Annotated in this window: 21 protein-coding genes and 5 tRNA genes; 5 read left to right on the forward strand and 21 right to left on the reverse strand. The window is 41.1% G+C overall.

Features of this window, described 5'->3' with window-relative positions:
- Positions 1 to 92 precede the first annotated feature (92 nt).
- A complete protein-coding gene (locus IEV91_RS13710; protein ID WP_229745602.1) occupies positions 93 to 1,814 on the forward strand; it encodes an alpha-keto acid decarboxylase family protein in 1,722 nt (573 codons plus the stop codon).
- A gap of 252 nt (positions 1,815 to 2,066) precedes the next feature.
- Here the strand turns inward: IEV91_RS13710 and IEV91_RS13715 are convergent, their stop codons facing one another.
- The 6 genes from IEV91_RS13715 to IEV91_RS13740 form a co-directional block, all read right to left on the reverse strand.
- The gene (locus IEV91_RS13715) at positions 2,067 to 3,278 is read right to left on the reverse strand and encodes a threonine synthase (RefSeq protein ID WP_229745603.1); all 1,212 of its coding nucleotides are present in this window, start codon (positions 3,276 to 3,278) and stop codon (positions 2,067 to 2,069) included.
- A gap of 749 nt (positions 3,279 to 4,027) precedes the next feature.
- Positions 4,028 to 5,467 (reverse strand): MFS transporter, encoded by a 1,440-nt coding sequence (locus IEV91_RS13720; RefSeq protein ID WP_188497988.1) that lies wholly within the window; start codon positions 5,465 to 5,467, stop codon positions 4,028 to 4,030.
- Between the two features lie 118 nt (positions 5,468 to 5,585).
- Positions 5,586 to 6,368, reverse strand: a complete 783-nt coding sequence (locus IEV91_RS13725; protein WP_188497989.1) for an ABC transporter permease — start codon at positions 6,366 to 6,368, stop codon at positions 5,586 to 5,588.
- Positions 6,369 to 6,372: 4 nt separating this feature from the next.
- Positions 6,373 to 7,176, reverse strand: coding sequence for an ABC transporter permease (locus IEV91_RS13730; protein ID WP_188497990.1), 804 nt, complete (start codon positions 7,174 to 7,176; stop codon positions 6,373 to 6,375).
- A complete protein-coding gene (locus IEV91_RS13735) occupies positions 7,173 to 8,150 on the reverse strand; it encodes an ABC transporter ATP-binding protein (RefSeq protein WP_188497991.1) in 978 nt (325 codons plus the stop codon). The genes IEV91_RS13730 and IEV91_RS13735 overlap by 4 nt, the downstream gene beginning before the upstream one ends.
- A gap of 325 nt (positions 8,151 to 8,475) precedes the next feature.
- Complete coding sequence (locus IEV91_RS13740; RefSeq protein ID WP_188497992.1) at positions 8,476 to 9,348, reverse strand: proline iminopeptidase-family hydrolase; 873 nt, start codon at positions 9,346 to 9,348, stop codon at positions 8,476 to 8,478.
- 178 nt (positions 9,349 to 9,526) lie between these two features.
- Between IEV91_RS13740 and IEV91_RS13745 the strand changes: the two genes are divergently transcribed.
- The gene (locus IEV91_RS13745; RefSeq protein WP_188497993.1) at positions 9,527 to 10,435 is read left to right on the forward strand and encodes a nuclease-related domain-containing protein; all 909 of its coding nucleotides are present in this window, start codon (positions 9,527 to 9,529) and stop codon (positions 10,433 to 10,435) included.
- Positions 10,436 to 10,570: 135 nt separating this feature from the next.
- Positions 10,571 to 11,440 carry a hypothetical protein gene (locus IEV91_RS13750; RefSeq protein ID WP_188497994.1) on the forward strand — a complete coding sequence of 290 codons (870 nt, stop codon included), beginning with the start codon at positions 10,571 to 10,573 and terminating at the stop codon, positions 11,438 to 11,440.
- 56 nt (positions 11,441 to 11,496) lie between these two features.
- On the opposite strand, the gene IEV91_RS13755 is transcribed toward IEV91_RS13750, so the two are convergent.
- From IEV91_RS13755 to IEV91_RS13770, 4 genes are all read right to left on the reverse strand, one after another.
- On the reverse strand, positions 11,497 to 12,171 hold the full coding sequence (locus IEV91_RS13755; protein WP_188497995.1) for an ABC transporter permease: 675 nt from the start codon (positions 12,169 to 12,171) through the stop codon (positions 11,497 to 11,499).
- Between the two features lie 13 nt (positions 12,172 to 12,184).
- Positions 12,185 to 13,111, reverse strand: coding sequence for an osmoprotectant ABC transporter substrate-binding protein (locus IEV91_RS13760; protein ID WP_188497996.1), 927 nt, complete (start codon positions 13,109 to 13,111; stop codon positions 12,185 to 12,187).
- Between the two features lie 108 nt (positions 13,112 to 13,219).
- Positions 13,220 to 13,876 carry an ABC transporter permease gene (locus tag IEV91_RS13765; protein WP_188497997.1) on the reverse strand — a complete coding sequence of 219 codons (657 nt, stop codon included), beginning with the start codon at positions 13,874 to 13,876 and terminating at the stop codon, positions 13,220 to 13,222.
- A gap of 207 nt (positions 13,877 to 14,083) precedes the next feature.
- Entirely contained in the window at positions 14,084 to 15,220 is a 1,137-nt protein-coding gene (locus IEV91_RS13770) for a betaine/proline/choline family ABC transporter ATP-binding protein (RefSeq protein ID WP_188497998.1), read from the reverse strand.
- A 303-nt stretch (positions 15,221 to 15,523) separates the two neighbouring features.
- On the opposite strand from IEV91_RS13770, the gene IEV91_RS13775 reads away from it, so the two are divergent.
- Positions 15,524 to 16,081 (forward strand): GbsR/MarR family transcriptional regulator, encoded by a 558-nt coding sequence (locus tag IEV91_RS13775; protein WP_188497999.1) that lies wholly within the window; start codon positions 15,524 to 15,526, stop codon positions 16,079 to 16,081.
- Between the two features lie 92 nt (positions 16,082 to 16,173).
- Here the strand turns inward: IEV91_RS13775 and IEV91_RS13780 are convergent, their stop codons facing one another.
- The 10 genes from IEV91_RS13780 to IEV91_RS13825 form a co-directional block, all read right to left on the reverse strand.
- Entirely contained in the window at positions 16,174 to 16,947 is a 774-nt protein-coding gene (locus IEV91_RS13780; RefSeq protein ID WP_188498000.1) for a hypothetical protein, read from the reverse strand.
- On the reverse strand, positions 16,940 to 17,464 hold the full coding sequence (locus IEV91_RS13785; protein ID WP_188498001.1) for an RNA polymerase sigma factor: 525 nt from the start codon (positions 17,462 to 17,464) through the stop codon (positions 16,940 to 16,942). Before IEV91_RS13785 ends, IEV91_RS13780 begins: the two co-directional genes overlap by 8 nt.
- Positions 17,465 to 17,612: 148 nt before the next feature.
- Positions 17,613 to 17,688, reverse strand: a tRNA-Thr gene (locus IEV91_RS13790).
- Between the two features lie 12 nt (positions 17,689 to 17,700).
- Positions 17,701 to 17,776, reverse strand: a tRNA-Phe gene (locus tag IEV91_RS13795).
- Positions 17,777 to 17,957: 181 nt separating this feature from the next.
- Positions 17,958 to 18,033 (reverse strand) — tRNA-Asp (locus IEV91_RS13800).
- A gap of 192 nt (positions 18,034 to 18,225) precedes the next feature.
- Positions 18,226 to 18,300 (reverse strand) — tRNA-Met (locus tag IEV91_RS13805).
- 144 nt (positions 18,301 to 18,444) lie between these two features.
- Positions 18,445 to 18,520, reverse strand: a tRNA-Val gene (locus tag IEV91_RS13810).
- 403 nt (positions 18,521 to 18,923) lie between these two features.
- On the reverse strand, positions 18,924 to 19,349 hold the full coding sequence (locus IEV91_RS13815; RefSeq protein ID WP_188498002.1) for an OsmC family protein: 426 nt from the start codon (positions 19,347 to 19,349) through the stop codon (positions 18,924 to 18,926).
- A 114-nt stretch (positions 19,350 to 19,463) separates the two neighbouring features.
- Complete coding sequence (gene htpG / locus IEV91_RS13820) at positions 19,464 to 21,344, reverse strand: molecular chaperone HtpG (RefSeq protein ID WP_188498003.1); 1,881 nt, start codon at positions 21,342 to 21,344, stop codon at positions 19,464 to 19,466.
- A gap of 196 nt (positions 21,345 to 21,540) precedes the next feature.
- A complete protein-coding gene (locus tag IEV91_RS13825; RefSeq protein WP_188498004.1) occupies positions 21,541 to 21,978 on the reverse strand; it encodes an Hsp20/alpha crystallin family protein in 438 nt (145 codons plus the stop codon).
- A 162-nt stretch (positions 21,979 to 22,140) separates the two neighbouring features.
- Between IEV91_RS13825 and IEV91_RS13830 the strand changes: the two genes are divergently transcribed.
- The gene (locus tag IEV91_RS13830) at positions 22,141 to 22,521 is read left to right on the forward strand and encodes a carbonic anhydrase (protein ID WP_188498005.1); all 381 of its coding nucleotides are present in this window, start codon (positions 22,141 to 22,143) and stop codon (positions 22,519 to 22,521) included.
- Between the two features lie 340 nt (positions 22,522 to 22,861).
- Here the strand turns inward: IEV91_RS13830 and IEV91_RS13835 are convergent, their stop codons facing one another.
- Positions 22,862 to 25,564, reverse strand: coding sequence for a calcium-translocating P-type ATPase, SERCA-type (locus IEV91_RS13835; protein WP_188498006.1), 2,703 nt, complete (start codon positions 25,562 to 25,564; stop codon positions 22,862 to 22,864).
- Between the last annotated feature and the right edge of the window lie 51 nt (positions 25,565 to 25,615).

A 25,615-nucleotide genomic window follows, 5' to 3' on the forward strand; every position in this document is an offset into this window, starting at 1 on the left:
ATAAGGTCCTCTCGCTCCTATCAAAAGGCATATCTCTAGCAAAAATGGGGAATGTATACACAAAGAAGTCTAAGCACTAAGGAGAGATGACAATGGTCAAAGAGGTGGAAACGATGCAGGCTAACCAGATGGAAACAAAGATAATGTCGCAGGTTACACTTGGACACTATTTATTGGATCGCCTCAGTCAGGAAGGGGTAACAGAAATCTTCGGTGTCCCTGGAGATTATAATTTTTCATTACTTGATACCATTGAAAAGTTTGAAAACATTTGGTTTGTCAATGGGCGTAATGAGTTAAACGCTGGCTATGCTGCTGACGCTTATGCCCGATTGAAAGGGTTATCGGCACTGATTACAACGTTTGGTGTCGGAGAAATGAGTGCCTGTAACGCCGTAGCAGGTGCCAACAGCGAAAACGTCCCCATTGTCCATATTGTCGGAACCCCACCTTCCATGGCTCAACAAGAACATAAACTCATGCATCATACTTTGATGGATGGGAATTATGATGTCTTTCGCAAGGTTTATGAACCCCTATCTGCGTATACCGCTGTCCTCACTCCTGAAAATGCGGTATTTGAGATTTCTAAGGCCCTTCATATTGCTAAAGAAAAAAGGAAGCCAGTCTATTTGATGGTTGCCATTGATCTCGTCACAAAACCTATCGTCCTCCCCCAACAACAAATAACGTTGCCAAGCACCAAGACAAATCAAACCACGTTACAAGCGGCATTAGATCACGCCAAACAACTGTTAAAACAAGCTCAAAAGACTGTATTATTAGTCGATGTCAAAACCATACGATTTACTTTAGAACAACCCGTTATTCAACTCGCAGAGGCTATGAACATCCCCGTGGCTTCTACCCTCTATGGAAAAGGAGGCTTTGACGAAAGTCATCCTCAATTTATCGGGGTCTATGGCGGCGCTTTTGGACGACAGACCGTCCGGACAACTGTCGAGAATGCTGATTGTATCATCGCTGTCGGCTTAGTTTGGGCCGATAGCAATACAGCCAACTTTACAGCAAAGTTGAACCCATCACAGCTTATACAGATTCAACCTAATAAAGTTAAAATCGGAGCAGCCGAGTATCCTCAAGTGCTGGCAGAAGATATGCTGCAAGCCTTGCAATCCATTGGCTATCAAGAGCAAGGGACTGTCATAAAAGGCGCTTTTCCTTATGATCAAGTCATCGGTGAACCTGAGCAGGCTCTTACTGCTGCCTCCTATTATCCACGTCTTCAGCAGTTCTTAAAGACAGGGGATATTGTTATTGCTGAAACAGGCACCTTTTACTACGGCATGACCCAGGTAAAGCTTCCTCAAAGCGCAACCTTTATTGCTCAGGGAGGCTGGCAATCCATTGGTTATGCCACTCCATCCACCTACGGCGCTTGTATCGCTGCACCGAATCGGCGCGTTCTATTATTTACAGGCGACGGTGCTCTACAGCTTACGGTACAGGAAATTAGTTCAATGCTTATTCATGGCTTGCGACCGATTATCTTTGTTCTCAATAACCATGGATACACTATTGAAAAATACTTGAATGTCAAAACTGAAAACCAAAATTACAACCAAGTCCCCAACTGGTCGTATGCCAAACTTATGGAAGTCTTTGGAGGCGAGGCCTTTTCAACGACTGTCCAAAACAATGGAGAACTGGATGCCGCTTTGACACGCGTGGAGACGGAATCTCAAAATAAGCTCTGTCTGATTGAAATGATTGTTCAAGATCCTATGGACGCACCTCAATATATGCTTAACATGAGAAATTATTTGGAGAAGCAAGAGAAGCAACGGAGTTAAGAAAAATTTGGCTTCGGCCAAGTCCTAATCAGAGAAGACAAATTTTTCTAGCGATCTCTTTATTGCTTCGAAGGCTTATACTTTCTTATTCTTTAAGAAAAGCTTGGCTTCCTCCAATAAGACATATTTTTCCGCAGCAACTCCTCCTTCGTCTGCCTTTGTTTTCTTACTAGTCATTAAAAGCCCCTGGTTCGTCTAGAAACGCTAAACATTAACCAGGGGATAAAAATATTACTATAACCAAAGTTAGTCTTATGAAAGTGTGGCATAAACCTCACGATAATTTCTAATCTGTGGAACAGTATGAGCCAAGCTTTCCATATATTTCATAGCATGAGAGGTATTGAATAAGACAACACGATCAGTCGGTTTTATCTCTCTCCTGTCAAAAAGATGTTGAAGTGCCGCAAAAGTTGCTGCCCCTTCAGGTGACGAGGATATTCCTTGACAGCCCAATTCTCTTTGTGCTGTTTTAATTTCATTTTTACTTACGGCTATCGCTGTTCCATTTGTTTCTTTTAAAATCGATAAGAGGAGATTGCCAGCCGCAGGTTGGGGCACCCTCATCCCGGTTGGCGCTGAAGTGATCGCCTCATTGCCCTCAAAGGTGACAGAATCCTTCTTTTGCTCTATTGCCGTTACAAGCGGCTCACAATTTTCTTCCTGAACAGAAACAAAGCGTGGAAGGTCCCCATCAATCCACCCTAATTGTTTCATTTCATGAAAGGCCTTCCACATCCCAATAACACCTGACCCGGCCCCAGTGGGATACACAATAACATCAGGGAATTCAAAGCCTAATTGTTCAACAACCTCATAGCCCATCGTTTTTTTGCCTTCAACTCTTCCTGGTTCTTTTAATGTTCCAACGTTGAACCATCCTTGCTCCTTTTGTCCCTCTTGAATAATTGATCCCGCGTCATGGATAAGCCCATCCACCTTATATACCGTTGCCCCATAATGAAGACATTCTTTAATAATGGGACTTGGGCAATCCTTCGGGACAAAGACATAAGCCTCCATATGAGCACGTCCAGCATAGGCTGCTAAGGCAGCTGAAGCATTGCCGTTAGAGGGTACCGCCACTTTATGGATTCCATGTTCATTTAAAAGAGAGACCGCAACAGAAAAACCACGTGCCTTGAAACTTCCAGTAGGGTTTTGTTCCTCTCTTTTGATCCAGAGTTCTTGAAGAGGCCATCGCTTTTCCAGAGCCGCCAAACGTATTAAAGGTGTCCAGCCTTCTCCAAGTGAGATAACCGATTTTTTATCCTCTACTGGCAATACATCGAAATACCGCCATAGAGTGGTTGGGCGTTGCTTGAGGCTTTCTTTCGTGAACGCCTGACCAATACGCTCAAAATCATATTCTGCAAGCAGTACCCCGCCACAATCACATTGTCCTCTTAACGTGTTTAAAGGCAACACCTTGGAACATTTCGAACAGACAAGTTGACATTGCACATTCTCCACCCGCTTCATTTTTAGAGTATCGTCTTTCTGGTGGCTCTCCGAATGAGACACTTTAATTTATAGGATGTGAGCACTCATACCTTAGAATGTTCATTTCTGCTCCTGGAACGATCTATGAATCATTATATTTTGCCACTTCTTGTTCGTATGATAAAAATAACCATTTGAAAACTTGTTTTTACTTTATTTGGTGCAAACAACCCCTCCGGTAGAATACACACGCTTTCTACAAAGCCAATCATTCGTTACGATGCCTCTTTTATAAGTCCGCTGATTCTTTTATGCAGGCGCAACGCCCTTTTGTTCGTTCCACCTTTGTTTCGTGCGCCTTTTTGGTCTTTTATCGAGTTTTATCATTTTCGTTTTGAAATCTTATTATTGGTTACAATCTTTTATTACCCCAACATTTATCTTAGAACCGTTAGAAAACTAGGCTTATACTTCACCGCTTCGCTAAGCACAGCCTGATGTTCAGGCATAGCCTTCACACATTAAGGTTGTACTCTAACACTTTGTTAAGCACAGCCTGATGTTCAGGCATACGCCTTCACACATTAAGGTTGTACTCTTACACTTTGTTAAGCACAGCCTGATGTTCAGGCATAGCCTTCACACATTAAGGTTGTCGCCAACCCTTAGTGGTGAAAGACAAAGTTACCCTATTAAGGCCTTCCACAAGGCTATAACGCTGACGTTACAAAAATGCGGAAGCACTAGGCCACCGCATTCTTTTCAACATCTTATTCTTTTACACTCTGTCTAGATCGGCCAGAACTGCGCAAATAGGATGCCGCGATAGCGAGGACCGTTAACAGCATCATCACAATAAAAGCTAAGCGATAACCATTAGAGATGAGCACAACATCATCAGAGGCAAGATGGGCACTTGTTCCCGCATAAATGACATCCTTGAGTCGAGTAGGTAGCGCGCTCGTCACAATCATTAACGATAAGGCTGTGCTGATGACCTGACCCATACTTTGTAACATTGAACGCAAGCCATTGGCCACCCCGCGCCTCTCTATGGGCACCGTTAACATAATCGACTGTGTATTTGGCGTTTGGAAGATGCCTGTTCCCATCCCAATCAGCAATTGTCCGAAACTTATCCAAAAGACGGAGGCATGAGGTCCAATATTCCAAACCAATAAGCACATCCCGATACAGGTGCCAATTAATCCGGACGTCGATAATAGCCGTGAGCTATACTTCGATGCTAAGGCCCCTACAATCGGAGACGCAATGATCATCCCTATGGTGACGGGTAAAACCTTTAATCCCGCTACAAAGGCATTTTCATGGTCGATGACCTGAAAAAATAAAGCAATTAATAAAACAATGGATGAGCGCGCTAATGAATTAATAAACGTCGCTAAATTAGCCATCGTATAGGGACGAATGCGGAATAAAGAAAAATCGATCATCGGGAATCTGGCATGCCTTTCTACCCAGACAAAACAAGCTGTAAAAATAACAAAGGCGGCCAAACCAAGGATCACCGACAGATTTCCCCAACCGACAATGCCTCCCTCCGATAAAGCAAAGATTAATCCGCCAAGCCCTAAAAAGACAGTAATATTTCCAAGCCAATCCACTTTTTCTTCCTTCGCCCGGCCAGGAACGGGACGCAGAACGAAGAAGCCCCAAATAACACCGATAATGCCAAGCGGGACATTAAACCAGAAGACCCAGCGCCATCCCAAGGCAAAACCTAAGCCGCCCCCGACAACAGGACCGGCAAGCTGGGCAACAGAGGCCACAAGCACATTAATACTTAACGCTGCTCCAAGCCGTCTTTTATCAAAAGCGTCCGTAATCAATGGAGTAGTATTGGTAATCACGAGAGCACCACCCACGGCCTGGAAAATTCTTAGAAGAATCAGGACCCAAATATTGGGGGAAAAACCGATCAGCAAGCTGACGATAGAAAATTCTGTTAAACCAAATAAATAAAGCTTGCGTCGCCCGTAAATATCCGCAAGCTTCCCAAACACTAAAATAAGAACCGTATTAAAAAGCATATAAGAAAGTAAGATCCAGTTTGAGGCCACTGCCCCTGCGTGAAAATGATTAGATACCTCAGGTAAGGCGACATTCAGTGTGCTTAAATTCATAGCTGATAATAAAACACCAAGGCTTGTCACAGATAGGACAAGCCAAGGATAAGAGTTCTTTTTCATGACAAACGCTTCCTTCTATAAAATCAAGATGACGCTCCGCCCATAAAATCACTCTTATTATACTCTTATAAACACTAATTTTAAAAGAATATGACCTAAGACCCTCCTTTCAACAAGCTTAAGAGCCGGTTGAACGATAGTGCTTCACCCCAAATTGCCAAATAAGTAAGCAAGGGAGGATAAAGAACACTCCCACGAGCGGGATCAGCATGTAGATGAAGTCAGGACCCGTGGTTTTCCCGAGTAAAAATAACAAAGGCAAGTAATTGGTACAGCCAAACGGGATCACAAAAGTAAAGAATCGTGTCACCCATTTTTTATAAATACTCAAGGGATATTGGGCCATCTCTCGTCCGCCATCCGTAAAGATATTCGCCACTTCTATCGCTTGGATCGTCCAAAAACAAAGTGTTGCCGCTAGCATAAAGATCCCCGTAAAAATAAAAACCCCACTGATGACCATCAGAATAAGCGTCACGACTTTTATCGCATCCCACTCAATAGGGAGATGAATGAGAACCCAGATCATGACCGCAACACTTTGAGCTAATCGCCCGATTCTTGTAAACTCAAATTTTGAACCGAGCACTTGGAGTATCGTATTTCTCGGGCGAACGAGTAAGCGATCAAATTCCCCACTAGCGACCAAGCTAGAAAAGGAATCAAAGCCTCTCGCCAAGCATTCACTGATCGCAAACGCCATATGAATGACCGCAAAGCAAAGCCCGACTTCATAGAAGCTCCATCCCTCTACCTGCCCGAATCTCGCAAACAAAAAATACAACCCCGCAAAGACCGAAAACGGTACGAAAAATTGCCCCAGAGAGAGAAGGAAAAACGACGTCCGATACTGCATCTGGGCCTTAAATAAAATACTCATGTACTTTCCAAAAAGTATCATCCGCTTAGCCTCCTTGTACAACCACTTTTCCAAGCGCTTTTCGCAAACAAAACCTTCCAAGGATTACTAGAACTACAAGCCAAACCAATTGAACCACAAGCCCAATCCAAGCCTGGTCCTCGGGAATTTGTCCGGAATACACACGAAAAGGAAAATCCATTGTCCAGCGGAACGGCAGACAACTCGCCAGTACTTGCATCCAAGAGGGCATCAAAGGGATCGGTAAAATCAGCCCGGCAAAGAATTCACCCACAACCCCTAGCATCAGCAAAGAGCCTGTTGGCGACATGGTGATAAACACTGAAATATAAATAAACATAGAAATAGAGACAAGAATCAATAAACCTAGGACTAAAGCAATCAAAAAGAATAAAAACGTTGTTAAACTCGGAGGAAGCATCATTCTATAAGGCTGCGGAAGCAAGAAAGCAATGATGAGTATTGGAAATGAACGAAGTAGAGCCGCAGCAAGACGCTGAGCGAGTAATTTAGCATACCATAAGCCATACAGCTCACAAGGTCGGCAAAGCTCGTAGGCAATATTTCCTTTGGTAATTAAATCGAAAATTTCATTATCGCTAAACCATAAAGCCATTAGTGTGAGAAACGCTTGCTGTAACCACACATAGGCAACCAGTTCATTCAAGGTCATCGGAGGTTCCGTATGGGTGTGACTATAAAAGGCCTCAAAAATCATAATGTACATAAAACCCCAGAAAAATTGTGTGGCCACGCCTGCAAAAGCAGCCCCACGATACTGCAAACCATAAAGAAGTCGCAGTTTTATCACCGAAAAATAGGGCTTCATAATTCATACTCCTGGTACAGTTGGACAATCAGTTCCTCAATGGGTTGCGCCTCAACCGACACATCAGACAATTCTAGCTGCTCAGAAAGTTTTCCGATAACTTCAGAGACATTAATCTGTTTTGTATCCACACCGAGCACCGCTCTTTGACCCGTTTGTGACAGAATAGTGGTGCCAATAATGTCAATGTTAGAGGCGCTTTCCTTGTAATCAATAGTTAATGTTTTATGGGCACCAAATTTCTCGCGTAATGCTTTTAATCTCCCATCAAATAAGATGTGACCTTTTCCAATTAAAATAAGGCGCTCAGCCAAGGCCTCAATATCATTCATATCATGGGTTGTTAAAATCACGGTCAGGTTCCGCTCGTTGTTGTAAGTTTTTATAAATTGCCTGACTGCAAGTTTTGAAACAGCATCAAGACCAATCGTCGGTTCATCAAGAAATAAGAGAGTTGGACTATGTAAGAGAGAAGCGGCAATTTCACAACGCATGCGCTGACCGAGACTAAGTTGTCTCACAGGGGTGTGCAAGAGGTCAGAAAGCTGAAGGGTTTCAACAAGAAGACTTAAGTTTGCCTTATATTCTGATGGCGATACTTTATAAATATCTCTAAGGAGTTCAAATGAGTCAATAACGGGAACATCCCACCAGAGCTGCGAGCGTTGCCCAAAAACAACACCGATATTTTTTACGTAGCGCGCCCGATCTTTCCACGGTGTATAACCCATAATCTCACAGGAGCCACTGTCAGGCACTAAAATCCCACTCATCACTTTAATCGTCGTCGATTTCCCCGCCCCATTCGGACCAATATAGCCTACAATCTCACCCGGCTGAATGGAGAATGAGATGTCACTTAACGCATGAACCGTCTGATAATCACGATGAAAAAGCGCCTTGGTCGCTTGTCTTAATCCACTCGACCGCCTTGCAACCTTAAAAGATTTATTTAAGCCTTGTACCGAAATCATTCCTTTATCCCTCCTCATTTTTCAGTCGAAGGCTCTTATTCTACCACTAAAAATCAAAAGACACAATATTTTTTTTATTAGGAAACTTGGCTTATGCTTTACCACTTTTCTAAGTACAACCTGATGTTCAGGCTTTCACACTCGCATACTAAGGAGGGGTGCCAGTCCTTAATAGCTGAGGTCAAAGTTATCGATAAAAAGGTTTCATTAAATCTCTAACTTCTGACGTTGTAAAAAATTAATAAAAAAAGACCTTAAACCCGTGGGCTTAAAGTCTAAAAACTTAAATTTATGAGTGTGAGACTACCCTCTTCCTTAAAATACTCTATTTTCCCTCAACACTTTGTAAAAAGTCCCGCATTACTCGAATATATTCTTCGGGCTCCTCTAAATAAGGGACATGAGCACTCTTTTCAAAGACATGAAATGTCGATCCCGGAAGTTGACGGCTGTAGCTTTCAGTTGAGGCTGGTGTCGCCTCATCATAACGTCCACAAGTGAATAGGGCGGGGATTTTGATTTCTGACAATCTTAAGGTCACATCAAAATGCTTAAGATTACCTGTTGTATAAAATTCTGATGGCCCCCACATGGTTTGATAGACCACATCATTCCCTTTGGCAGCCTCTGATTTTAGTTCAGCGGGTTTATCGCGCTCATCCATGCGATTCACAAAATACTTGTTAAATACCTTAATCGCTTCTTTATATTCTTCAGAATCAGTGGTCCCTTCTTTTTCACACTTCGCTAGGGTATCTTGAACATCCTGCGGCAGTTCCTTACGATGTTCATCCTGATCCTTTGCCCATTGTGGTGCACTCAAACAAGGACCGGAAAAAATCACACTGTGAACGCCTTTAGGTTGCTTCAATAAATATTCCGCTGCGAGCATGGTGCCCCACGAATGTCCCAAAATATGGAGCTCTTCTAATCCAAGCGCCTCACGAATTTGCCCGAGTTCTTCAACAAAGCGATCAATATGCCAGAGCGAAGGATCTTCGGGACGGTCCGATCGCCCCGCACCTAATTGATCGTAAAAGATAACCGGCCGCTCATCACCTAATGCCTCTAAGGCCTTCATAGAAACATGTGTCCCGCCAGGACCTCCATGCAGCAAAATAAGAGGTAACCCTGATCCCGTTCCTACTTTTTTATAATAAACCTTACCACCCGTTACTGATACATATCCCTCTTCCATGCTATCAACCCCTTCAGTATGTAAAACACGTCTCATTCCATTTTACTAAATATTTAAGCCATGTCCTAATGCTTAGTTTTTTAATAAGTTTTTCTCAAAAATAAAATATAATAAATCATTGTGAATATAGGTAATTATTTATAAAATAGTATTAAAATTATTAAAAAGGATGTGGGAAATGGCTATTAAACAACGGAATGAGTCATTGGAATTAAAGCTTCTAAGAGCATTAAATCTCCGTATGAACCTGTCTGTGAAGGATTCCAGTTATTATTTAAACCTCGAAAAGGGTTTTGAAGGTGAGCAAAACTTTGATATTTGGTCAGAAACGCTTTCCAATGACTGGATCATTATTGATGATTTACTTCTTGAGAAGAACAATACGTTTTTTCAAATTGATACTCTGTTAATCTCCCACGAGACACTTTTTCCTCTTGAAATCAAAAATTACGATGGTGACTTTTACATTGATAACGACAAATGGTTCACACGCTCCGGGGCCGAAATAAAGAACCCCTTATTACAGCTAAAGAGAAGTGAATCTCTACTCCGGCGTCTCCTCCAAGATCTCGGTTTTAACTTTTCGATTGAACCCTACCTTATTTTCGTCAACCCCGAATTTTATTTATACGAGGCACCACTGAACTTACCCATTATCTTCCCTACACAACTCAAGCGCTTTATAGAAAAACTCAATATGAAAAAGGCAAAATTGAACGAAAAGGATTCACAACTTGCGGATAGGTTACTCTCTCTACATGTAAAATCATCGCCTTATAAGCGGGTGCCAGATTATACTTATGCCACACTGAAGAAAGGTATAATTTGTAAGGATTGCTGCTCATTACATACCGATTGTAAGGGACAAGCCTTAATACACTGTAATGAGTGCGGCCATGAAGAAAAGCTCGAATCTGCAATTTTGCGGAGTATAGAAGAATTAAAGTTACTCTTTCCAGATAGAAAGTTAACAACAAACACTGTTTTCGAATGGTGTAAAATTATTAAATCAAAGAAAACGATCCGCCGAATCCTTTTAAAAAATTTTAAAATCATGGGCCATGGAATTTCTTCTTATTATGTTTAGACATTTCCTAAGAGCATAAGTTAATACGGTTTCTTTTGATGCCCGTTTTGGATTCTCAATTTGAAAACGGGCTTCACTTCCCTGCTTTGATGACTGTTTTTTCCTCTCGATCTGAAAACGGGCTTCACTACTGCTTTGATGACCGTTTTTTCCCCTCTGTCTGAAAACGGGCTTCACTACTCTCTTTTGATGCCCGTTTTTTCTGCTCTGTCTGAAATCGGGCTTCACTACGCTGCTTTGATGACCGTTTTTTCCCCTCTATCTGAAAACGGGCTTCACTACGCTGCTTTGATGACCGTTTTTTCCCCTCTGTCTGAAATCGGGCTTCACTACGCTGCTTTGATGACCGTTTTTTCCCCTCTATCTGGAAACGGGCTTCACTACTCTCTTTTGATGCCCGTTTTTTCTGCTCTGTCTGAAATCGGGCTTCACTACGCTTCCTTGATGACCGTTTTTTCTGCTCTGTCTGAAAACGGGCTTCACTACTCTCTTTTGATGCCCGTTTTTTCTGCTCTGTCTGAAATCGGGCTTCACTACGCTTCCTTGATGACCGTTTTTTCTGCTCTGTCTGAAATCGGGCTTCACTACTCTCTTTTGATGCCCGTTTTTTCCCCTCTATCTGAAATCGGGCTTCACTACTCTGCTTTGATGACCGTTTTTTCCTCTCTGTCTGAAATCGGGCACCACTACGCTCCTGTGATGACCGTTTTTTCTGCTCTGTCTGAAATCGGGCTTCACTACTCTGCTTTGATGACCGTTTTTTCTGCTCTGTCTGAAATCGGGCTTCACTACGCTTCCTTGATGACCGTTTTTTCCTCTCTGTCTGAAATCGGGCTTCACTACTCTGCTTTGATGACCGTTTTTTCCTCTCTGTCTGAAATCGGGCACCACTACGCTCCTGTGATGACCGTTTTTTCTGCTCTGTCTGAAAACGGGCTTCACTACTCTCTTTTGATGACCGTTTTTTCTGCTCATAAAAAAACAGGTATCATTGCTCTATTATGATACCTGTTTTAACGCCTTTTCTAAAACAGCACCATCGCTTTCTTACGATGACCGTCTTAGGCAGCTTCTTTCAATTTTTTAACGCCTTTTCCTTTAGCTGAAGTAAGAAGTCGTTCAAGCCAGCCCATCACAATATCAGCGATTACAGCCATTAGAGCGGTGGGTATGGCTCCAGCTAAAATAATGGAGGCACCCTCTGTGGCATTCGTCCCACGGATGATAATATCTCCGAGGCCACCAGCACCTACAAAGGACCCAATAGCCGTGATCCCGATCGCAATAACAAGTGCTGTCCGCAGTCCAGCCATAATCACCGCAAGAGAAAGGGGCAGCTCAACCATTTTTAGTACTTGAAAGCGGGTCATACCCATTGCTTTACCCGCTTCTAACAAAGCACTATCGACCCCTTTAATCCCCGTATAAGTGTTACGAATAATTGGCAAGAGTGAATAGAGGAATAGTGCACATACGACTGTATTTGTCCCTAACCCAATAGCTAACATCAGCATAGCAAGCATAGCGAGAGCAGGGATTGTTTGAATGACATTCGCAATGGCTATCACCCAAGGACTTAGCTTAGAGTAGCGGGCAATAAGGATACCTACTGGAATACCCACAATCGCAGCAAAAATCACACCATAAGCCGACATTAAAAAGTGCCGACAAAACTCTGTCAAAACATAGCCATAGTTCTGTCCATAGTAAGTTACTAATTCACTTAGGGTATTCATTTTTTAGCACCTCCTATTTTCCATCTTCAAAATAATGGTGTTTCTTTAGAAACTCTTTCGCCACAGTGCTTGGTTCTTTTAAGTTTACATCCGCTTCGTAGTTCATTTCTGTCATATCCTCTGTGCTTATTTGACCTACAAGCCTCTGTAAAATCGTTTTAATTTCTGGATGTTTTCGTAATATCTCATTGCGAGCGACAGGTGCTGCATTATAGGGCGGAAAGAAATGCTTATCATCTTTTAACGTTTTTAAATTAAACGCCTTAATGCGCCCATCCGTTGAATAAGCCAAGACAACGTCCATTTTTTTACTATCGACCGCTTTATAGACGAGACCAATTTGCATAGGATAGGTGTCAGCAAACTTAAATCCATATGTTTTTTGAAATTCATCGTAACCATCACCTTTGCGATGAACCCAAGAGTTATCGACACCAAATTTAAACTGGTCCTTATATTTCTCAAGGTCTGAAACTTTTGTGATATGGTCTTTTTTCGCTAGGTCTGCTCTAATCGTAAAGGCATAGGTATTTTCAAACCCGTAAGAATCAAAATAGGTTTGATCAAACTGCTTTTTAAATTCCTTCTGAACAATTGCCATTGCTTTATCTGGATCTTTTACAGGCTCCATGCCAAGAGCCGCCATATCCGTCCCTGTATAACGTGTTGGCGTAATGTCTACCTCGCCATCTACCATCGCTTTTTGTTGAACAATTGAAGAGCCTAAATTTCCGATTTGTTCGACATGAAGATCGGTATAATGAGTAATCATTTGACTCGTTATATTAGCGAGTATTGCTGACTCTGTTGTTGTTATATAGCCTATTTTTATTGTGTTTTTTGATGATCCGCTTAATCCCGGTAATGCCACACCAGAACATCCCGTCAAAAGAACAAGAGACAATATGGTGAGGACGAATATAGTTACCATCTTTTTCATCGATCGTTGCTCCCTCCTTTTCACACGTTCGTCTCAAACCGTCGCTTCTATCCAAGCGTTTAAAACTGAAATCTATCAAACACTACAATTTTTTTATTCTATTCCTCATTAGGCCGTCTCTTCATTTGATTTTGCTAGGCCTTTGGGGGTTAACCATTTTTCTAATTTACCTAAGATAAAATCAATGATGAGTGCCAAAATGGTTGCGGGAATTGCGCCGGCTAGAATTAATGAAGGTTGAAAGAGATTAAGACCGTCGAAAATAAAATCACCTAAGCCCCCCGCGCCTACAAAAGAAGCGAGTGTAGCCCAACCGATAAGATAAACTGTTGATAAACGAATGCCCGCCATTATAACGGGGACCGCAAGTGGCAACTCTACACTGAAGATTAATTCAAGGGTTTTCATTCCCATCCCCTTACCGGCTTCTAGTAAGTTTTTATCCACACCCTTTAGACCTGTATACGTATTACGCAGAATCGGTAACATTGAATAAATAAATAAAGCAACGATAGCTGGAAACTTTCCGACACCTAGAAGGGGGATAAAAAAAGCGAGAATCGCCAAACTTGGAAAGGTTTGAATCACACTAACAATGCCAATCACAAATCCAGAAACCTTAGGAAAGCGCGATAGAACAATACCTAAGGGAATCGCAACAATAATCCCTAGCACTACGGCGATAAGAGAAATATAGAGTTGCTCCCACGTTTTAAGTAAAATTTGACTTCCATTATCAGATAAAAAATCCATGAATGCCCCCATCAAAACCCTCCTTTTATCTAAAATAGATCATGTTGGTTTAAAAAACTTGGCTTATACTTCACCGCTTCACTAAGCACAGCCTGATGATTAGGCCTATGCCTTCACCCACTAAAGGTATAGCCCAAGCCTTCATGCTGAAACTAAACTCGCCTTAAAAGATCTTGCACAAACTTTACATTCTGACGTTAAAAGAGGCCCATTTCTCCCCTACAATGGGGTCGGCTCTTCTTCCCCCCAGATAGAGTCATAAACTAAATCTGCTAGACTCGCACGGGTCACAATACCGATTAAATGGCGCTGATCGTTCACAACAGGAACATATTTAATCCCACGGCGCAGAAACTTGTGCACTGTATCACGTAAGAGATCACCCGATGACACGGTATAAAGTTCTTTCGTCATGACATCCCCAACCGTCTTGACTCTCTTCCGGTGCTCATCAATGGTTTCAACATCAATAAAACCTTCCAAATGGTTATTTTGATCCACAACTAAAAGAGAATCGACACGTTTATCACGCATGACTTGGATAGCCTCAACTAAAGTATTTTCTTTCAAAATCGTAGCAGGTGTTTTACTCATAATCTGATCCACTGTTTTCACGGTTGGACGACTTTGGATCAAACGATCTTTACCAATGAATTCTTCTACAAAATCATTAGCAGGATGACGTAAAATTTCTTCCGGCTCTCCCACTTGCACAATTTGACCTGCACGCATAATGACGATCTTATCCGCAAGTTTAATGGCTTCATCCATGTCATGAGTGACAAAGACAATGGTTTTTTGCAAGCGTTGTTGCAACTTTTTAAATTCCTCTTGTAATGAATCTCTTGTAATTGGATCAAGAGCGCCGAACGGCTCGTCCATCAAAATAAGCGGTTGATTCGCCGCAAGTGCACGCAACACACCAATACGTTGTTGTTGCCCACCACTTAATTCATGTGGATAACGGTCTAAATAGCTTGCATCCATATCGACCAGTTCGAGAAGTTCTTCAGCACGAGCTCGCCGTTTTGTACTAGGCCACTTGAGAAGTTTGGGGACTAAAGCTATATTTTCACGAATGGTCATATGAGGGAAAAGGGCAATTTGCTGAATAACATAACCAATAGATCTTCTAAGCTCTACCGGATTTTTCTTCATAATGTCTTCACCTTCATAAAGGATGGTCCCTTCGGTCGGCTCAATCAGACGATTAATCATCTTCATTGTTGTCGTTTTCCCACAGCCACTTGGGCCTATGAAAACAACAAACTCACCCTTTTTCACTTCCAAAGACATATCATCGACTGCCTTATGACCTTCATCATATACTTTTGAAACATGATCAAATGTTAGCAAATCACAGCCACCTCCAATAAAAAATAAAAACTTAATCCGTTCATCATTTTGGAAACTCAATATATTTCCTTTTTCCTTTTTTTCTCACTTTAATAAGTATAATATAAAATTTATATTGCATAAAGTTTGTATTCAATCCATATAGTGAATAATATTTGTAAACTATATATTGTACAATGTTAATGAGAGGGTTTTCTTATAATTACTCACATTTACGTCAAAATTCTTGCTAATTTGTAATTTGATTTTTTTTGTGAATATGGTAAGTTAACTGAGAGAAAAGTGGTAGAAAGGAGTCAGACTATGGGAGATGTATCGTCAAACATGGTAGAACAGACGAAAGAGCACTTCATTGAAAAGATTGCTGATAATATGCGCGCATTCGGGATCTCCCCGACTCTAGGACGGGTGCTGGGGATTATTTATATGAATAAAGAACCCATGACACTCGATCAATTATCCGAAGCCACTGGTATGAGTAAAACACGTATGAGTCAAGTTGTCCGTGAGATGATTGATCTCAATATTGCAGATAAAGTGTTTGAAAAAGGCGTTAGGAAAGACTTATATACAGTAGAGCAAGACTATTATCAAACGTTCATTTCATTATTCATTTCAAACTGGAGACAAGCGATTAATAAAAGTCGCTTATTCGAACAAAAATGGCGGCAAAGAATTTTAGACATTAAAAATGAGGGATCATTGAGTCCTGACGTCGAAAATGAAATAAATGAATTATTAAAGGAAACACAAATATGGCTTGCTTATTATGATTGGATTAGTCGACTAGTGGATTTCTTTGAGAGTGGAGAAGTTTTTAAACATGTTCCCAAAAAAAGAGTCCCTGAATTTGAAGAATGATTCCAACATCATCTCATGAAGCGTTGCCTTTCAAATAGCACACTTCAACCTAAAACGAACTTGTCAACATTCGACAGGTTCGTTTTTTAAACTTATTCTTTTTTGCGCTCATCTGATGTAAAGTAATGGTCTTTTGCATCTACTGGTTTTTGAGAGGAGAGCAGTTTCACCCACAGTTTCGCTCCATCATCCTTTTTGGCCAATATACTTATATCCTTATAATGATCATAATCTAGATAGTACCAAATAATTTTGTTATCCTTTATTCGCAGTAGGTTCACTTCTTTATTAGGGGTTGTGCTGTTACCACCAATCAATACTTTACTAAAGTGTGAACCTTGCAAACTCCCACACCACAAGTCAGGTTGATTTGGATTTGAGGACCAGCCATCTGCACATGAGGTTCCCCCTGCCCAATTCCATTGATTATGTTCCTTCTTAAAAAATGCCATCCAGTAAGCTTCTGGTTCTTCTTGTTTTTTGTCCTCATAAATAATGAGACCATCATTACCTTTGACATGTTCCGTTAGAACCGAGTAATCGCCTTCATGGTAGTCAAAGCTTCTCATATACGACTGGAAGCCTCTATCTAAGGCAGAATCTCCAGATATTCCATTTGTGGCCTCTTTATTTTGCATAGTAAAAAAGATTAAGGGCAATACGATAATGAGACAAGCAACTGCTGCCAACCATATTTTTGAAGCTGAAGGAAATGTGGGGAGCTTTCGTACTCTTAGATTCTCATTCTCTTCTGTAGTACCTACAGTTTCGAGCATTTTTTTGATTCGTAGATGCGTTTTCTCTGGGATCTCTTTATCTAATGGAAGCTGCTTTAAGTTCTCAAGTATCTCTTGATCTCTATTCAAAGTCTTCCCTACCTTCTGCTTCAATTTTCACCTTTAAATGTTTTAAAGCCCTATGAAACGTGTCACTGACCTTCGCTTCCGTCCACCTAAGAATTTCTGCTGATTCCTTTACAGAAAACTCCTTAATCCCTCTGAGAATGACTACGTCTCGTTGATTCTTGTTTAATGTATTGACATGTTTCATGAGTAATTGATAACGCTTACTATATTCATAAATTTGTTCTGGAGATCGGTGTGTTTTTGGTGTATCATGTAAAGCGCTTTTTAATAAATTGAGTTTTGTAAAGCTGCTCTTATTTTTTCTCTTTGCATCGACAATCACACGCCTTGCAATAGTATAGAGCCATGTCTTCGGATGACTGTCTCCTTTAAAAGATCCATACCCCCTATATGCCCTTAGGAAGACTTCTTGTAATAGATCATCCACATCCTCCGACCACACACAATAAATTAAGTAATTATAGATTTCTTTTCCATATGTAATGAACCATTCTTCAATGGTCTCTTTAGCAGACAATAAGCCCCTCCCCCTTTGCTACTTAATTTGACGTAATGAAAAGACCATTGCTTACAGTTTCAAACAAACAAAATTACTTTACCCTATTTAAACGCAAAAAACGCTGATTCCTCTATAGGATCAGCGTTGTTATTATTCTAAATTTAAATGGTGCCGGCCAGAGGACTTGAACCCCCAACCTACTGATTACAAGTCAGTTGCTCTACCAATTGAGCTAGGCCGGCATATATTTATGGTGGTGGCTCGAGACAGAATCGAACTGCCGACACGAGGATTTTCAGTCCTCTGCTCTACCGACTGAGCTATCGAGCCATGCTAATATTTGTGTCGGTTCTTTTAAAAGCCTCTGTCCCTGCTTCTTCAAGCTTTCGCTTCGATGCTTATGCATCGGGACAACTCGTACATTATTCACTGAAGCTTTGCTCGTTGCTCTACCGACTGAGCTATCCGAGCCATTGTTTTATTAAATACTTTTCATTAAAGGTATTTTTAATGGCGGACCCGACCGGAATCGAACCGGCGATCTCCTGCGTGACAGGCAGGCATGTTAACCGCTACACCACGGGTCCTTTATGAAAGGTTATCTTTAATTCAATGTAGGGTTTAACTACCACTTGATTAAGATTTTCAGCACACCTGATGTTAAACGAGTTTGATGTCTAATCGATGTTGTACGTTTAACACATTATGGTTGCACTTTCCAGCACACCTAATATTAAACGAGCTTGACATATATTCGACGTAGTACGTTTAATACATTATGGTTGCGGGGGCAGGATTTGAACCTGCGACCTTCGGGTTATGAGCCCGACGAGCTACCCCTGCTCCACCCCGCGACGATGTTAATACGGCCGCTTTCCCCTGTAAAATCCGATGTGTTTCAAGAGGTTTAGGCTAAATTTTACAAGCTAACACTGATGAATCCTCAAAGTTGTTGGCTTGCTCCACCTTGCGGCAATATAAAGCTATGTAATTAAAGATGGTGGAGGATGCAGGGCTCGAACCTGCGACCCCCTGCTTGTAAGGCAGGTGCTCTCCCAGCTGAGCTAATCCTCCGTTAGCGACATGTATTATTATTACATACATAAATTAAATAAGCAAGTGTTTTTTAAAATTTTTTTATTTTGTTGTCACATCCATTTAACTACGCTTGATAACTGACTTAAATATCAGGTATTCGCGGTTTAAGACGGTCAGCCTGTAGGTTCCTTCTAATAGTGTCTATCCTTTAATTCAACCGCAAGTTTTAGTTTAGTCTTTTGAGGGACAATCTGTCAATCCCATATTTAAAAACCTATGTTAGATCAAGCATCCACTACTTTATCTTTTTTCTTTTAAAATGAGTGTCATGCCCCTTTTTTGGAGCATATTTTGTCCTCCCTTCTATAAGAAGGGTATGTTGCAATTCAGATAGAAAAGACTGATTCCCACACTCATAGGAATCAGCCTTATTATTTTATTAAACGTCCTGTTCTCCTTCTTTACCATTGATGGAGTAGCTCGCTGTGATTTCAGCATTGAGTGAGTGCGCGACGGAGCAATATTTGTCTTTTGAAAGTTTGATTGCTCGTACAACTTTATCTTCTGGTAATTCTCCGTCCAAGGCATAGTGAATATGAATAGCAGTAAAGCGTTTAGGATGATCGTCGGCACGCTCTCCTTCAACATCCATAGCGAAATTGGAGGGTTCTAAGCGCATCTTTTTCAGGATTGAAATAATATCTATGCCTGTACATCCAGCGACCGCATATAAAAGGAGCTCTGTCGGTCTTGCCCCCGTATTTTGCCCACCGACTTCAGGCGCGGCATCCATTTTAAGCTCATGTCCTGAGGGTGTTGTTCCAGAAAAGCCCATCGGATCCGTCCACTTAATTGTTGTTTTCATAATCAGACCACCTTGTCTTTGAAGGAATAATCGTCTTCATTTTATAGATCAGTGGGCATATTTTCAACTTTCATGATCTGTTGTCTCTTATTACAAGAGAGTCTCCCTCCAATATCAGGAAACCATTATCTTACAAATATCATTTGTAAACGCCACAGGATCATGAATAGGCAAGCCCTCAATAAGCAGTGCTTGATTGTATAATAATTGGGTATAGAGATCGAGTTTTTCTTTATCTGTGTCAAAAGCCGCTTTAAGAGCCTGGAAAACTTCGTGATCAGTATTAATTTCCAAGACTTTATCTGCCTTTATATTTTGATTATCAGGCATCGCTTGTAAGACTTTTTCCATTTCAATGGATATGTCACCTTCCGAAGACAAGCAAACAGGATGAGTTTTCAAGCGTTTCGATACTCGAACTGCTTTGACCTTGTCAGATAACACATTTTTCATATAATCAAAGAGCTCTTTATTTTCCTTTTCCTCTGATTCAGTTTTCTCTTTGCCCTCTTCTTCAATACCTAAGTCGCCACTAGAGACCGATTTGAATTCCTTCTCTTTATAATTCATGAGCATTTTAATCGCAAACTCGTCCACTTCATCCGTGAAATATAAAATTTCGTAGCCCTTTTCTGCGACAACTTCGGTTTGTGGCAGTTTTTCGATACGATCAAAACTTTCCCCAGAAGCATAATAAATATACTTTTGGTCTTCAGGCATTCTGGAAACGTATTCGTCTAAGGTAACAAGCTTTTTCTCCTTGGATGAGTAGAACATGAGTAAGTCTTGTAAATCATCCTTATTGGCTCCAAAATCACTATATACACCGTATTTTAATTGTCTACCAAAAGCATTAAAAAACTTTTCATAGTCTTCTCTAGACTCTTTGATCATACTCTTCAAATTGCTTTTGATTTTATTTTTTATATTTTTAGCAATCGTTTTAAGCTGACGATCTTGTTGCAAAATTTCTCTAGAAATATTAAGTGATAGATCTTCAGAATCAACAATCCCTTTGACAAAGCTGAAATAATCAGGAAGTAAGTCAGAGCATTTTTCCATAATTAATACGCCATTGGAGTATAACTCAAGACCTTTTTCAAATTCCTTGGAATAATAATTAAACGGAATTTGTTCAGGAATATATAAAATCGCTTGATACCTTATAGCACCATCTACACTAATGTGAATATGTTTGAGTGGTTTGTCATAGCCATAATGTTTTTCGGAATAAAAATTGGCATAATCCTCATCCGTCAGTTCATTTTTATTTTTTCTCCAAATCGGGACCATACTGTTGATCGTTTGTTCTTCCGTTACTTCTTCAAGATCATTGTCGCTGCCTTCTTTTGGACGACTTTCTGTAATGTCCATTTTGATAGGATATCGAATAAAATCAGAGTACTTTTTGATAATTTGTTTTAAACGATAGTCCTCTAAGTAGTCATCATAGGTTTCATCTTCAGTGTTTTCCTTGATTTTTAAAATAATTTCCGTTCCTACAGTCTCTTTATCACAAGGTTCAATTGTATAGCCATCAGCCCCTTGTGATTCCCATTTATAAGCTTCGGTGCTCCCTAATGCTCTAGTCAACACCGTGACGACATCCGCCACCATGAAAGCAGAATAGAAGCCCACACCGAACTGACCAATGATCTCTTGGCCATCTTCCATTTTTGTTTCCTTTTTAAAGGAGAGCGACCCGCTTTTGGCAATCGTCCCTAGGTTATTTTCAAGCTCTTCTTTCGTCATCCCAATACCCGTGTCTGTGATCTTTAACAGTCTGTTGGCTTTGTCCGCTTCCACTTTTATAAAATAATCGTCTTTATTAAATGTCAGACTGTCGTCCGTGAGTGCTTTATAATAGATTTTATCAATCGCATCACTGGCATTCGAGATCAACTCTCTGAGAAAAATCTCTTTCTGAGAATAAATAGAGTTTATCATCATTTCTAATAGCCTTTTAGACTCTGCCTTAAATTCCATTTTCGTCATCGTTCTCTCCCTTTCCCTCGTTTCTATTTTTAGCACTCTTCTAACTTGAGTGCTAATCCATATTTTTAATAACACATCCATTTTTTTCTGTCAAGCCATTCTAATTCATCTCGACATCTACAAAAGAAAAAGTCGAAGCCTCACCAGATCCTACCGGCTTACCTCGACCACATTGTCACCTTTATATTTTCTTTAATTAATGAAAATCCACATCGATCCTTTGCTTATTATCTCTCATCATTTTAGGCATCCTTACTTCTAAAACACCATTCTTATAAGTGGCTTTGACACCTTCATGACTAACAGCGCTAGGGAGAGAGATGGATCTATGAAAACGTCCTGTAAATCTTTCCTTACGATGCATGTTTTCTTCTTCAACTTCATGTGTTTTATGAATCGAACCACTTACATTTAATGTGTCATTTTCGATAGTGATGTCAACATCGTCCTTCTTTTCAAGTCCAGGAATATCACATGTTGCGACAACTTCATTCTCGGTTTCATGAACATCCACTCTGATATTTCCCAATCCATAGTCGTTCTCCATTGTCATAGGAAGATCAGAGAAAAAACGGTCAAACTGACGTCTCATATTTGACATCTGCCTAAATGGATCATAGGGAACTAATGCCATTCAAAAGACCTCCTTAATAGTGAATTCAACGCTATTATCTGCACATTCTTAAGAAATATGTCTTATTGATTATAGGACGATTTTCACTAAAAGTGTTATGATAATAAAGGACTAACAAATTTAAGATATATAAAACCAATACATATAATAGGAGTGATATGAATGTCTCAATTTGCTACAGCGATCAATTGTATGGATGGGAGAGTTCAACTCCCTGTCATCGAGTGGATGAAAAAGCAGTTTAACGTTGACTATATTGATATGATTACTGAAGCAGGTCCAAATAAAGTGTTATTAGAAGGAACCCCAGAACAGCTTCAAGCGATTCAAGCAAAAGTTCAGGTCTCCTATGGACCCCATGGCTCTAAAGTCATCGCTATTGTTGGTCACCATGATTGTGCTGGAAATCCCATTCCTAAAGATGAGAAAGTAGAGCAAATTAAACAGTCTGTTGAATTGATACGCTCATGGGGATTAGAAGTCAAGGTTCTAGGGCTTTATGTTAATAAGAATTGGGAAGTCGAGCCTGTTACTGAAATATAATATTGAAAATACTAGATAAATTAAAACAGAACGGCAATCCGAATGTTTGAAGCTTTTTCCGGATTGCCGTTTTCTTTTATGTTCATAGGGTCTGTTGCTTTACTCAGGCCATAAATTTTAGCATTGAAGGAAATTCCAGTGTAACTGCTACTGTAGATGCTATTATGTTCATCTCCATTCCATGTTACTCGCTTTCCATGGACACGGACTAGTCAGCTATTTCTTTTGTTCATGCTGCGGCACTTATGTGCACGTGCAGTGCTCTTTTGTTAAGCTGCGAGGAAACGCGCCTGAAATTTAACAGGATTGTCTTTTTATGCTCCAACCCTTTCCTGTCTTCCTATGCTTGTCTAGTATAAGGTGATTTTTCTTTTTCCTTTTGACCAAAAAGCCCTGCGCCCGAAAATGCCAGTGTGGGAATGGCTGATAGACCAACAATCAATAACCAGTCATGTAAAGACAATGGCACGGTATGGAAAATCGGTTCAAAGAACGGAATATACATCACACCAAGCATCAGCACAATCGACGAAAGAACGGCTAAGACTAAGTAACGATTACCAAAAGGGTTACGATCAAAGATTGAGCGTTCACTCCGGCAATCAAAGACTTGAATCAGTTGAGACATCACTAGTGTCATAAAGGCGACGTTCTGTGCCTTTGTTAAATCATTCGTTCCATGTAAAATTGTCCAAAAACCGATGAGAGTGACGATCCCTATTAAGAACCCGCGCGATATAATCTTCCAGCCCATCCCTCTAGCAAAGACGCCTTCATTGGGTTTTCTAGGCCCTTGTCTCATGACATTATCCTCAGCAGCATCGACGCCTAAGGCCATCGCAGGCAAGCCATCCGTTACAAGATTCACCCATAATATTTGTATCGGCAGCAACGGCAACGGCAGCGAGAGTATCATCGCGAAAAACATGACGAGGATCTCTCCGACATTTGAAGCGAGAAGATAGCGAATAAACTTACGAATATTTTCGTATATGTTACGCCCTTCCTCAATGGCCGCTTCTATTGTTGCAAAATTATCATCACTTAAAATCAGGGAGGAAGCTTCCTTAGCCACATCGGTACCTGTATTCCCCATAGCAATTCCAATATTGGCAGCCTTAATCGCAGGAGCATCATTCACACCATCCCCTGTCATGGCCACAATATGCCCCTTCTTCTGCAAGGCCTTAACAATTTTCAGCTTATGCTCAGGAGCGACACGGGCATAAACGTAAATATCATCGACTTGATCGATTAACTCTTCTTCTGTCATCTTTGAGAGTGTGGCCCCGTCCATGACTTGTCCATCTTGAGGTAACAGATTAAGTTGACGCGCAATTGCACTTGCCGTAACAACATGGTCACCGGTAATCATGACCGTTTTTACCCCGGCACGCTGGCAATTAGCAATACTCGCTTTCACTTCTGGTCTTGGGGGATCAATCATTCCTTGCACCCCAACAAAGGTTAATCCGCGTTCAAGTTGTTCTGCCTCTGTATTGGTGTTATCACTCCGAAGTGGTTTAAAAGCGACCGCGATGGTTCGCAGCGCCTGATTTCCTAAGGAAAGAATCGCTTCCTTGACGTGTTCCTCATGGCGCTTCTTAATCAACTGCTTTTGTTTATTCCACAAAATATGATCACAGCGATCCAAAAGAACGTCGGGGGCTCCTTTTGTTAAAACAAATTTTTCACCTTTTTTATTGGCAATAATCACACTCATCATTTTTCGAGTAGAGTCGAAGGGAAAGGACTTAATGATTTTATAATTTGATAATAGCCCTTGTTTAGAAAAACCTGCCTTTTGCCCACTGATTAATAAAGCAATTTCGGTTGGATCTCCCTTTTCTGTTACCGCATTATCTTCTCCCTCAACCAGTTCTGAGTCGTTACAAAGCACGGCATAACTTAAAAGCTGTCGTAAAGAGGACTCGTTTTCAAGTTTGGCAGGATGTCCCTCTTTTAGAAAGGGGGGGTCATTAGGTTTCTGAGCGAGCTCCCAGGTCTGTCCTTCCGCCCAAAGATGGGTGACGGTCATCTTGTTTTGCGTTAACGTCCCTGTCTTATCAGTACAGATAACGGTGGCACACCCCAAAGTCTCCACTGAAGGTAACTTACGAACAATCGCGTTCCGCTTAATCATTTTCTGCACACCTAGCGCTAAAGCAATCGTGACAATGGCGGGTAAACCTTCAGGAATAGCGGCCACAGCCAAAGAAACACCCGATAAAACCATTTCTGTTAACCCATGACCGTGAAGCACTCCAATCCCCACTACAAGTACAGTTAAAACAACCGCAAGCATAATTAGAATCTTACCTAATTGTTCAAGGCGGATTTGTAAAGGCGTTTGCAGTGTTTCGGCATTTTGAATAAGACTCGCAATTTTCCCCATTTCTGTCTTCATTCCCGTGTTCACTACAATCCCTGTTCCATTCCCTTGGGTCACCATCGTCCCCATGAATCCCATATTCACTTGATCACCAAGTGACAGCTCTTCTTCTTCAAGCGGGGCTTGTCCTTTTTGTACGGAAATAGATTCACCCGTGAGCGCCGATTCTTCAATAAGTAAGCCATGGGTCTCTATTAATCGAATATCCGCGCTGACTCGATCACCACTGGAGATCTTGATCATATCACCGACGACCAGTTCCTTTGCGGGAATGGTTTGCCATTCTTTATCCCTTAGAACGGTGGCCATCGGTGCAGAGAGTTCGCGAAGAGCATCCAGTGATTTCTCTGCCTTGCGCTCTTGAATAAAACCGAGAATCCCATTGAGCATGACAATGAGAATAATCGCAATCGCATCGAGGTATTCTCCTAGTAGCCCCGATAGGACTGTTGCGGCGAGTAAGACAATCACCATGAAATCTTTGAATTGTGTTAGAAGAATCATTATCGGTGATCGCTTGCCACTATCTGCTATCTCATTGGGGCCGTTTTGCCTGAGCCGCTCCCTACTTTCTGCACTCGTAAGTCCGTTTTCGATATCTGAATGCGTGGCTTCCTCTATTTTTTTGTTCTCCATTTGATACCAATGCATAGTCTCACCCTCTACTTATTTTCCCTTCCTTACTAATCTATAAAGGTAGAC

This window comes from Pullulanibacillus pueri (assembly GCF_014639255.1).
In the GTDB taxonomy this organism is placed as follows: Bacteria; Bacillota; Bacilli; order Bacillales; family Sporolactobacillaceae; genus Pullulanibacillus; species Pullulanibacillus pueri.

Coding starts and splice junctions, on each gene's coding strand:
- IEV91_RS13815 (WP_188498002.1), bottom strand. CDS start 19,349: ATGAAAACAACAATTAAGTGGACGGATCCGATGGGCTTTTCTGGAACA.
- IEV91_RS13710 (WP_229745602.1), top strand. CDS start 93: ATGGTCAAAGAGGTGGAAACGATGCAGGCTAACCAGATGGAAACAAAG.
- IEV91_RS13745 (WP_188497993.1), top strand. CDS start 9,527: ATGGCTATTAAACAACGGAATGAGTCATTGGAATTAAAGCTTCTAAGA.
- IEV91_RS13740 (WP_188497992.1), bottom strand. CDS start 9,348: ATGGAAGAGGGATATGTATCAGTAACGGGTGGTAAGGTTTATTATAAA.
- IEV91_RS13730 (WP_188497990.1), bottom strand. CDS start 7,176: ATGAAGCCCTATTTTTCGGTGATAAAACTGCGACTTCTTTATGGTTTG.
- IEV91_RS13830 (WP_188498005.1), top strand. CDS start 22,141: ATGTCTCAATTTGCTACAGCGATCAATTGTATGGATGGGAGAGTTCAA.
- IEV91_RS13775 (WP_188497999.1), top strand. CDS start 15,524: ATGGGAGATGTATCGTCAAACATGGTAGAACAGACGAAAGAGCACTTC.
- IEV91_RS13735 (WP_188497991.1), bottom strand. CDS start 8,150: ATGATTTCGGTACAAGGCTTAAATAAATCTTTTAAGGTTGCAAGGCGG.
- IEV91_RS13765 (WP_188497997.1), bottom strand. CDS start 13,876: ATGGGGGCATTCATGGATTTTTTATCTGATAATGGAAGTCAAATTTTA.
- htpG (WP_188498003.1), bottom strand. CDS start 21,344: ATGACGAAAATGGAATTTAAGGCAGAGTCTAAAAGGCTATTAGAAATG.
- IEV91_RS13760 (WP_188497996.1), bottom strand. CDS start 13,111: ATGAAAAAGATGGTAACTATATTCGTCCTCACCATATTGTCTCTTGTT.
- IEV91_RS13835 (WP_188498006.1), bottom strand. CDS start 25,564: ATGCATTGGTATCAAATGGAGAACAAAAAAATAGAGGAAGCCACGCAT.
- IEV91_RS13755 (WP_188497995.1), bottom strand. CDS start 12,171: ATGAATACCCTAAGTGAATTAGTAACTTACTATGGACAGAACTATGGC.
- IEV91_RS13720 (WP_188497988.1), bottom strand. CDS start 5,467: ATGAAAAAGAACTCTTATCCTTGGCTTGTCCTATCTGTGACAAGCCTT.
- IEV91_RS13825 (WP_188498004.1), bottom strand. CDS start 21,978: ATGGCATTAGTTCCCTATGATCCATTTAGGCAGATGTCAAATATGAGA.
- IEV91_RS13725 (WP_188497989.1), bottom strand. CDS start 6,368: ATGATACTTTTTGGAAAGTACATGAGTATTTTATTTAAGGCCCAGATG.